This is a genomic window from Leclercia sp. M50, from assembly GCF_037150775.1.
In the GTDB taxonomy this organism is placed as follows: Bacteria; Pseudomonadota; Gammaproteobacteria; order Enterobacterales; family Enterobacteriaceae; genus Enterobacter.
Window position 1 is genome coordinate 69,786 of the sequence record NZ_JBBCPK010000009.1, and the last position, 9,649, is coordinate 79,434.

The window sequence follows — 9,649 nt, forward strand, 5'->3', positions numbered from 1 at the left end:
ATTCAGCAGATCAATAAATACAATCGTGATGTATCAGGAATTAGCGGTCACGCGCTTTTCGCTTCTGCCGGAAAGCTATCGGGCGTTATGCGATAACTAAGCAACGAATCAAGAGGTGGTTACAATACACCCTCGCCAGCCACCAAAACAACATCAATTTGATAACATTTAATTTACTTTTAAGCTTATTTGCGAGGCGTGACGCAGGCATGTTCCTTGATAACGAATTTTGATAAAATCACTCCCTTTCATAACATTATTTCAGCCTAACATTGGGCAGATAGTTTGCATAAAAATTCATCCATGTGCATAATAATGTTGTTTCTACCGCTATATTTCGGGTGATTTATGCGAATCTCTTCTAAACAAGAAGAATTGGTTAAAGCGTTTAAAGCGCTGCTTAAAGAAGAAAAATTTAGTTCCCAGGGGGAGATTGTCCAGGCTCTACAGGATGAGGGTTTTGAAAACATCAACCAGTCGAAAGTCTCCCGCATGTTAACCAAGTTCGGCGCGGTGCGTACCCGCAACGCTAAAATGGAGATGGTCTACTGTCTGCCAGCCGAACTGGGCGTCCCGACCACCTCGAGCCCGCTGAAGAATCTGGTACTGGATATCGACTATAACGAAGCTGTGGTGGTGATCCACACCAGCCCGGGTGCGGCACAACTGATTGCGCGCCTGCTCGACTCGCTGGGTAAAGCGGAAGGTATCCTCGGCACTATTGCCGGTGACGACACCATCTTCACGACCCCGGCCAATGGTTTCTCCGTGAAAGATCTCTACGAAGCCATTCTGGTACTGTTCGAACAGGAACTCTGATCCCCTTCCCTGCCGCCGCTCGCGGCGGGGAACCTTCTACTCCCGCCTCGTTTTACCTTACAATCTGTTATCTGTAATTTAACAAATAGTGCGTTTTTCTGCCTCATTGCTTTTACACAGCGAATGATAAACCACAAGATCGCACAAATAATCAAAGTTACGTATCTTATTAATTTTAATAAAGATAACTGCTCAAGCCCCGCTTATCTCCCTGCTTTTTATTTCTCTTAGTTATATAAAATCCCTTGTTTAATTCTTGATCACCCAAGAAACAATTAGCATGGTATTAATTTATGCCGTTATTAGTGTATACTTGATTTTGTGATGAGGGTCACGAAACGACGACCCCAGTAAAAGAATATGACGAGGAAAAGAATCATGAAAATCAAAACTACCGTAGCCACACTAAGCATTCTCTCTGTCCTGTCTTTCGGTGCCTTTGCTGCTGATGCGATCAACGCCGAGCAGGCTCAGTCTCGTGAATCTATCGGTACCGTTTCTATCGGTGCGATCGGAACCTCTCCGATGGACATGAATCAGATGCTGAACAAAAAAGCGCAGGAACAGGGTGCCTCTTCCTATCGCGTTATCGAAGCGCGTACAGGTGACCACTGGCATGCAACTGCTGAGCTGTACAAATAAGTCGTACCGAGTATTACCCGTACTACCCGATATCTCTGTTCAACGGCACCAGGCATAAAAATAGCAGCACAACCCTTCTTGCCGTTGAGCCTGCACTCCAGGAGTAAAGACTATGAACACTAAATTAATTATCGCCGCTGGTTTCGCTTCCGTTCTCTCATTTGGTGCCAGCGCTGCTGTACATCAGGTAAACGCCGACCAGGCGCAAGGCCTGCAATCTATGGGGAGCATCTCCGTAAGTGAAGTGGCCGGCTCGCCGATGGATGTCCGTCAGGCTCTGGCCGCAAAAGCTGAAAAAGCGGGCGCCAGCAGCTATCGCGTTACTGAGCTCAACACCGGTGACCACTGGCACGCGACCGCTGAGTTGTACAAATAAACCCTCGTCGTATTGATATACGACTTGCCCCTGCTTCGCAGGGGCTTTTTTATATCCTGCACTAATGTACGTTAAAGCGAATCTGCCCCTCCAGCTCCTCTTCCGCCTCATCAAACAACAGGATCAGCGCCCCAAAGCGTCTGCGCAGCTTTTCCGGTAAATGGATGAATTCGATTTCAAGCGGTAGCGGCAACTGGCTGCTGGTCACTATTTCCCACAGGGAGTCCAGATCCGTCACCCTCTCCTGCCCTATACCGAAGGTCCGTGAAAACTCACGGTAGAACGCCTCCTGACTGTCAATTTCATCAAAATCAAACGTATAGATATTCATGCCAGCCACCCCGTCCAGGTGAGCGGCTTCTGCCGCTCTGCCGATTATAATCCCCCGATATGCAGGGTTTTGACTTCCAGGAACTCCTCCAGCCCCAGCACTGACCCTTCGCGGCCCAGCCCCGACTCTTTCACCCCGCCAAAAGGCCCAAGCTCCGTGGATACCGCGCACTCGTTTATGCCGATCATCCCGCTCTCAAGAGCCTGTGAAACGCGGAACACCCGCTGCAAATTCTGAGTATAGAAATAGGCAGCCAGGCCAAACGGTGTATTGTTGGCGCGCTGGATCACCTCCTCTTCAGAGGTGAAACGGAAGCAGGCCGCCACGGGTCCGAAGGTCTCTTCGCTGGCAAGCGCCATCCCTTCATGGCAGTCTGCCAGCACCGTCGGTTGCCAGAAGTTGCCGCCGAGAGCATGGGCTTTGCCGCCCGCCAGCACCGTCGCCCCTTTGGCGACGGCATCCTCCACATGCTCACGCACTTTTTTCACTGCGGCAGGTTCAATCAACGGCCCGACGACGGTCCCCTCTTCCAGACCGTCACCCACTTTTAAGTCGTTTACGGCAGCGACGAGTTTGCTGACAAACGCCTCATACACCGACTCCTGAATATAGAAGCGGTTAACGCTGACGCAGACCTGCCCCGCGTTACGGAATTTATTGGCTATTGCCCCTTTCACCGCCGCATCGATATCGGCATCGTCAAAGACGATATAAGGCGCATTCCCGCCCAGCTCCATCGACACTTTTTTCATGGTCTCGGCGGCATTGCGCATCAGGGTTTTGCCCACCGCCGTCGAGCCGGTAAAGGAGATTTTGCGCACCTCAGGGCTATACATGATCGCGTCGCTTATCTCAGCGGTATTTCCCGCCACCGCGTTGAGTACGCCATCCGGGACCCCCGCTTTTTTAGCCAGAGTGAGCAGCGCAAAGGCGCTCAGCGGCGTGTTATTAGCCGGTTTAATCACGCCGGTACAGCCTGCCGCCAGCGCCGGGCCCAGCTTGCGGGTCAGCATCGCCATCGGGAAGTTCCACGGCGTGATAGCCGCCACCACGCCAATGGGTTCGCGGGTGGCAAGAATGCGGGAGCCGGGTTTAACAGGAGGGATGATTTCGCCGTTGGCGCGTTTGGCCTGCTCGGCAAACCACTGGATGAAACTGGCCGCGTACTCCACTTCCCCTTCCGCCTCTTTCAGCGGTTTGCCCTGCTCGGTGGTCATCAGCTGGCCAAGCCACTGCTTGTTTTCAATGATTAATTCATACCAGCGATAGAGGATGGCCGAACGCTCTTTAGCGGTTTTTGCACGCCATGCCGGGAAAGCCCGGCTCGCGGCGGCGATGGCCTCTTCGGTCTCTTTCTTGCCTGCTTTTGCCACCTGGGCTACCACAGCCCCGGTCGACGGGTTAAGTACATCGAATGTGGTATCGAGCGTTTTCCATACGCCATCGACTAAATATCCGGTCTGAAATAGCGCACTATCCTGAAGAGACTGGGTAGTCATGTATCCTCCCATTTTGAGTTTATGTCCTCGCCAGGATAAGTATAGTCACAAAAAAACCGACGCTTATGGCGTCGGTTTTCGGAAGGATTAGCTGTCGGTCAGGGCATTCTGGTATCGATGCAGCATGCCCACCAGCCGCTGCACCGGTTCGGTCACCTGTCGCGGCGCCTCCCAGATACGCAGTTTTTCCTGATAGATTTCCAGCTCCGCCAGCAGCTGCGTGAAATAGCGTCGGCGCTTATCGTCGCTGGAGGCTGAAATCACATGATCGGCAGTACGGCGCAGCTGGCGGTGGAACGCAGAGAGATCGTCATTCACCGGAATCGGCGCGTTGCGCAGACGCTGATGGGCGATGATCAGCGTCAGGGCCAGGCGGAATTTCGCCAGATCGCCCGGGAACTTGTTCAGCAGCAAAAAGAGCTGCTGATAGAGCGCAGGCAGATGGTTCTCTTTACGTCGGGCGGTATTGGTGGTCATCGCCGAGACAGCGGCAGAAACGAACTGGTTCAGTAGCACGCGTCCGGTTCGGGCCTGAGAGTTATCGCGCACCAGCAGGATCACCATCATCGCCAGGAAGCAGCCGACAATCTGCCCCAGCGCGCTGTCGAGAAACTGGCTGAAGTGGAACGTCATCGGGTTATCCAGGACCAGAATATTAATGGTACTGGCCAGGGCCCCCAGCGATCCCAGGCGTCGCTTCTGTACCTCGATACCAATAAAGAAGGCCATAACCGCGAGACTCAGACAGAGCAACAGCATGCTTTGCTGGGTTGACGGGAGGACCACCAGGAAATAGAAAGCGCCAATCGGCAACGCCGCCAGGGTGCCGTACAGAAAATCGAGCGCCACCATCCGGGGATTCGGCAGACGCATCGCCAGCGAGGTGACCACCGCGATCATCACCATCGCGCCGCTGCCGGAGGTCCAGCCGGTCCAGAGCCAGAAAAGCGTTCCCAGCATACAGGCCAGCGTGGTGCGCCAGAAGTTCACCATCGCATGGTGACGTTCCGCCGACTCGGCTTTTACCACCACTTCCCCCTGCAGTACCTCCTCTTCGGTGGCGCTGATTTTAGTGTTGCCGATCACGCCGCGTTTGAGCAGCAGGTAGCGTGTCGCCGCGCCAACCCAGGTGTAGATGGTGACCGGGGTATCGCGTTCGCCGGTCCAGGCGATGACCCGGCGCATGCGTTTGAGCTGCTTATGCACGTCCTGAGCGGTGGCAACGGGGGTGGCAAACAGCTCGCGGAAGGTCCCGGTGATCGCCTCGGGGCGCGTGTTCTGGATCAGATAGGTTTCACAGGCCTGGGTAATGAGGGTTAAGGAGATGGTATTAAGTGCCTTCAGGCGGCGGTTTGCCCGCGACCAGCGCGACGACTCCATATTGAGGTTGCTGCGCATCCCCTCCAGCGCGGTGGTACGACGCACCAGCGCGCTCCAGGCGTTATCGACCTCTTCACTGTCGCCGTGCTCGATGCACAGCTGCATGAGTTGATACTGGGCAACGATCAGCGCATCCAGCTCGCGATCCACCTCCTGTTTGATCGAGCGGGGAGAGAAGAGCAGATCCGCCACGATCGCGCAGACGATCCCCATCACGATCTCACTGCAGCGCTCCACGGCAAACTGTGGGGCCAGCAGGGGGTTGGCCTGAATGGTGATGATAATAATCAGCGCCGTATAGCCGGAAAGGCCCCAGGCGTAGGAGTTCTCCACCCGCACCAGGGAGGAGACCCAGGTACAAAAACCGGCCCAGATACAGCACACCATCAGCATCAATAGCGGGGTGCGGATCATCAGGATCACGATGGTGAGCGCCGCGATACAGCCGATAAAGGTGCCGACGATACGCAGCATCCCGCGATAGCGGATGGCGCCGGAGTAAGGCTCACCGCCTGCGGCAAACGCCGGGCCGGCGGCGACAATCGCGGCCGTCAGCACCGCCCAGCGGGGCGTTTCCAGCTGAAAATGAAACCCGACAAACAGCGCCAGCACGATGGCGAAAGCCAGCTTAATCGCGAAGCGCAGGTGCTGGTTGGCGATGGAAAAGATACCCATGGCGATTAACCAAACTCGCGCAGACGGTGGGCAATTTTGCGGAACAGCGAGTCGTGGCGTGCATCCCGATCTTTCTCACCGGTGATCACCACCGTCGCCGTCGTTCCCGCTGGCCACAGGTCGCCCTGCTGTGCATCCAGACGAATACGCACCGGCACGCGCTGCGCCAGACGCACCCACTCCAGATTGGAATCTACCGTCGCCATCCCTTTGCCGTCGCGGGTGGCGCTGGCATTAGTCACCCCTGCCGCTATGCTGTCGACAGTACCTTTCAGCACCTGGTTGCTGCCAAGGGGAGTGATCTCCGCCCGGTAACCCGGACGGACATTTTCCAGTTTGGTCTCTTCCATATAGGCGAGTACATAGAAGGAGTGCTGTTTCACCAGTGCCACGGCGGTGGAGCCGCGGGTAATAAATTCACCGGTATAGACGTTGAGGTTGGTCACCCAGCCATCGGACGGGGCGCGGATGACGGTGCGCTCGAGATCGAGCTTCGCCAGATCGCGTGTGGCCTCGGACTTCGCCAGCTGATGCAGTACGGTTTGCAGCACGTTGTTGGACTGGTCAATCTCCTCGCGGGACATCGCCTGCACCCCCAGCTTATTACGGCGCCCAGCCTCACGACGTTTTTCCGCCGCCAACGCCTCGTAGTAAGAGACATCCGCTTCGGCTTGTTCCAGCGCTTTCCGGTAACGAGGCTGGTCGATGGTAAACAGCACCTGATCCTTTTTGACCAGCTGGTTGTCATGCACATTGACGGCGGTGATCAGCCCCGCCACATCGGGGGCGATGGCGACGATGTCAGCGCTAAAACGCGCATCACGCGTCCACGGTGACTCAGTGTAATAGACCCACGCGCGAAAAATAGCGATGAACGCGAGGATGACCAGTGCCACGGTAATGGCGGTACGGGAGATTTTTCTTGTTAGTGTTTTCACATCAACCTCAAACAAACAGGCGCGATACCAGATAGAACAGGCAGCAATAGAGCGCGGAATTAAACAATGCAGGGTGCCAGACGAAATCATAGATCCCGGTTGGAGCCAGCACCTTTCGCACCAGCCAAAAAATCGCCAGTGATAAAAGCAGTTCGAAGAATATCGGTGGGAACGACAAACCGAACACCACGACAACGGGAAACAGACTCATGTTGACCTTGATTAGAGCGAGCAGGCGAAAGAATTAGTCAGCGTACACCACCGCAGAAGTGGCAAGAAAAGCCGGGCGAGAGTGGCGTAGCTATAATGTATTAATAATATATTAGCGTAACTGTTATGCTGTTATCTATCGTATGTGATCTAAATCACTTTTAAGCCAGAGTGAATAATGGAACGTCTAAAACGGATGTCAGTTTTTGCCAAAGTCGTTGAGCTGGGCTCCTTTACCGCCGCGGCCAGGCAACTACAGATGAGCGTCTCTTCTATCAGCCAGACCGTTGCCAAACTGGAAGATGACCTCCAGGTGAAGCTTCTCAACCGCAGCACGCGCAGCCTCGGCCTGACGGAGGCCGGGAAAATCTATTATCAGGGCTGCCGGCGAATGTTGTATGAAGCCCAGTCGGTACATGAGCAACTCTACGCCTTCAATAACACCCCCATCGGCACGCTGCGCATCGGCTGCTCTTCAACTATGGCACAAAATGTCCTGGCTGAAATGACCGCTGAGATGTTGCAGGAGTATCCGGGGCTGACGGTTAATCTGGTCACCGGTATTCCCGCTCCGGATCTGATCGCCGATGGACTGGATGTGGTGATCCGCGTCGGGGCCTTGCAGGATTCGAGCCTCTTTTCGCGTCGTCTGGGGAGCATGCCGATGGTGGTGTGCGCGGCGAAAAAATACCTCGCCAGAGCGGGTATCCCGGAAAAACCGGCGGACCTCAGCAATCACGCCTGGCTGGAGTACAGCGTGCGCCCGGATAATGAATTTGAGCTGACTGCGCCAGAGGGTCTGTCAACAAAGCTGCTGCCGCAGGGGCGTTTTGTCACTAACGATCCGATGACCATCTCCCGCTGGCTGGTGGCTGGAGCCGGGATCGCCTATGTGCCGCTGATGTGGGTGATCAACGAGATCAACAGCGGGGAACTGGAGATCCTCTTCCCGCGCTATCAGTCGGATCCACGCCCGGTTTACGCGGTCTATACCGAAAAGGACAAGTTGCCGCTGAAGGTGCAGGTGTGCATTAACTATCTGACGGACTATTTTGTGCAGGTGGCGACGCTGTTTCAGGAGATGCGGGGAAGGAAGGAGTAACCCTCTCCCGCGGGAGAGGGTCAGGATGAAAAGATTACGCAGTACCGCCGACGGTCAGGTTATCCACTTTCAGGGTTGGCTGGCCGACGCCTACCGGCAGGCTCTGCCCCTCTTTACCGCAGACACCGACGCCGTTATCCAGCTTCAGATCGTTACCCACCATTGAGATCTGCTGCATCGCTTCGATGCCGGAGCCAATCAGGGTGGCGCCTTTCACCGCTTTGGTCACTTTGCCCTTCTCAATCAGATAGGCCTCTGAGGTTGAGAAGACAAATTTACCGGAGGTGATATCCACCTGGCCACCGCCGAAGTTCGGGGCGTAGATCCCGTAATCAACGGATTCGATAATTTCCTGCGGCGTGGATTTACCCGCCAGCATATAGGTGTTGGTCATACGCGGCATCGGCAGGTGCGCGTAGGATTCGCGACGGCCATTGCCGGTTGGCGCAACGCCCATCAGGCGCGCATTCAGCTTGTCCTGCATATAGCCTTTCAGGATGCCGTTTTCGATCAGCACGTTGTACTGGCCCGGCGTGCCTTCATCGTCGATGGAGATCGAGCCACGACGATCGGTCATGGTGCCATCATCCACTACGGTACAGAGTTCAGAGGCTACCAGCTCCCCTACCTGACCGCTGAACACAGAGGTGCCGCGGCGGTTGAAGTCGCCTTCCAGACCGTGGCCTACCGCTTCGTGCAGCAGCACCCCAGGCCAGCCTGCACCCAGCACTACCGGCAGCGTACCCGCAGGCGCCGCCACGGCAGAGAGGTTAACCAGCGCCATGCGCACCGCCTCTTTCGCCCAGGCGTCGGCCCGCACTTCGCCATCCACCGGATTGAGGAACCATTCATAACCGAAACGACCGCCGCCGCCGCTGGAGCCGCGCTCGCGTTTGCCATCCTCTTCCACCAGCACGCTGACGGAGAGACGCACCAGCGGACGCACGTCGGCGGCCAGGGTGCCGTCGGTTGCCGCCACCAGAATCAGCTCATATACGCCGCTCAGGCTGGCCGAGACTTCCTGTACGCGCTTGTCTTCCGCGCGGGCGACTTTGTCCACCCGGCGCAGGATATCCAGCTTCTCTTCACGACTCATGCTTTGCAGCGGATCGACGCTGGTATAGAGCGCAGAGTGCTGCACTTCACCCAGGGTTTTCACCCGGCCATCGCCGCTTTCGCGCACGATGGTGCGGGCCGCCTGCGCGCTCTGTTCCAGCGCGGTCAGGCTAACCTGGTCCGCATAGGCAAAACCGGTTCTCTCACCGCTAACGGCACGTACGCCGACGCCCTGGTCGATGTTATACGAGCCATCTTTGATGATGCTGTCTTCTAAAACCCAGGATTCGTGATAGCTCGACTGAAAGTAGAGATCGCCGTAGTCGAGACGGCGTTCGGTCAGTTGACCAAGAATGGAAAAGAGGTCCTGATGGCTCAGGCCGTTCGCTGCCAGCAGATGTTCACTTACCAGGTTCAGACTCATCGTTTTGCTACTCGTTCGTTGCCGTCCACAGGACGTATCTAAGATCTTATCTATTGAGAGTGAGGCAATTAATTGCCCGCGTCAAATCATTGCTGTGCATCTTTGCGAGGCTGACGCAGCACTTCATTAATCTGCGGTTTATCCACCGGGCCGGTAATGTGATAGCGCAGAATGGAGACTTTGCTCCACAGCGGCCC

Annotated in this window: 11 protein-coding genes; 4 read left to right on the forward strand and 7 right to left on the reverse strand. The window is 55.7% G+C overall.

Features of this window, described 5'->3' with window-relative positions; translation table 11 throughout:
* Positions 1-348 precede the first annotated feature (348 nt).
* The 3 genes from argR (at position 349) to yhcN (WFM46_RS03940) (ending at position 1,837) form a co-directional block, all read left to right on the forward strand.
* Positions 349-819, forward strand: coding sequence for a transcriptional regulator ArgR (argR, locus tag WFM46_RS03930; RefSeq protein ID WP_103177219.1), 471 nt, complete (start codon positions 349-351; stop codon positions 817-819).
* Between the two features lie 378 nt (positions 820-1,197).
* Positions 1,198-1,461: a peroxide/acid stress response protein YhcN gene (gene yhcN / locus WFM46_RS03935; protein ID WP_103177220.1), complete on the forward strand. Its 264-nt coding sequence runs from the start codon at positions 1,198-1,200 to the stop codon at positions 1,459-1,461.
* A gap of 112 nt (positions 1,462-1,573) precedes the next feature.
* Positions 1,574-1,837, forward strand: coding sequence for a peroxide/acid stress response protein YhcN (gene yhcN, locus WFM46_RS03940; protein WP_103177221.1), 264 nt, complete (start codon positions 1,574-1,576; stop codon positions 1,835-1,837).
* A 61-nt stretch (positions 1,838-1,898) separates the two neighbouring features.
* Here the strand turns inward: yhcN (WFM46_RS03940) and WFM46_RS03945 are convergent, their stop codons facing one another.
* The 5 genes from WFM46_RS03945 to aaeX form a co-directional block, all read right to left on the reverse strand.
* Positions 1,899-2,168, reverse strand: a complete 270-nt coding sequence (locus tag WFM46_RS03945; protein ID WP_103177222.1) for a barstar family protein — start codon at positions 2,166-2,168, stop codon at positions 1,899-1,901.
* A gap of 44 nt (positions 2,169-2,212) precedes the next feature.
* A complete protein-coding gene (locus WFM46_RS03950; RefSeq protein ID WP_103177223.1) occupies positions 2,213-3,667 on the reverse strand; it encodes an NAD-dependent succinate-semialdehyde dehydrogenase in 1,455 nt (484 codons plus the stop codon).
* An 87-nt stretch (positions 3,668-3,754) separates the two neighbouring features.
* Positions 3,755-5,722, reverse strand: a complete 1,968-nt coding sequence (gene aaeB / locus WFM46_RS03955) for a p-hydroxybenzoic acid efflux pump subunit AaeB (protein WP_336997088.1) — start codon at positions 5,720-5,722, stop codon at positions 3,755-3,757.
* A gap of 5 nt (positions 5,723-5,727) precedes the next feature.
* The gene (gene aaeA / locus WFM46_RS03960; protein WP_103180995.1) at positions 5,728-6,660 is read right to left on the reverse strand and encodes a p-hydroxybenzoic acid efflux pump subunit AaeA; all 933 of its coding nucleotides are present in this window, start codon (positions 6,658-6,660) and stop codon (positions 5,728-5,730) included.
* 7 nt (positions 6,661-6,667) lie between these two features.
* Positions 6,668-6,871, reverse strand: a complete 204-nt coding sequence (gene aaeX, locus WFM46_RS03965; protein ID WP_180209661.1) for a p-hydroxybenzoic acid efflux pump operon protein AaeX — start codon at positions 6,869-6,871, stop codon at positions 6,668-6,670.
* A gap of 177 nt (positions 6,872-7,048) precedes the next feature.
* Between aaeX and aaeR the strand changes: the two genes are divergently transcribed.
* Entirely contained in the window at positions 7,049-7,972 is a 924-nt protein-coding gene (gene aaeR / locus WFM46_RS03970) for an HTH-type transcriptional activator AaeR (protein WP_103177225.1), read from the forward strand.
* Positions 7,973-8,006: 34 nt separating this feature from the next.
* Here aaeR and tldD read toward each other — a convergent pair whose 3' ends face one another.
* Together tldD and WFM46_RS23805 are read right to left on the reverse strand one after the other, a co-directional pair.
* On the reverse strand, positions 8,007-9,452 hold the full coding sequence (gene tldD / locus WFM46_RS03975) for a metalloprotease TldD (RefSeq protein ID WP_336997089.1): 1,446 nt from the start codon (positions 9,450-9,452) through the stop codon (positions 8,007-8,009).
* A gap of 86 nt (positions 9,453-9,538) precedes the next feature.
* A partial coding sequence (locus WFM46_RS23805) for a hypothetical protein (RefSeq protein ID WP_442913442.1) occupies positions 9,539-9,649 on the reverse strand: 111 nt, incomplete at its 5' end.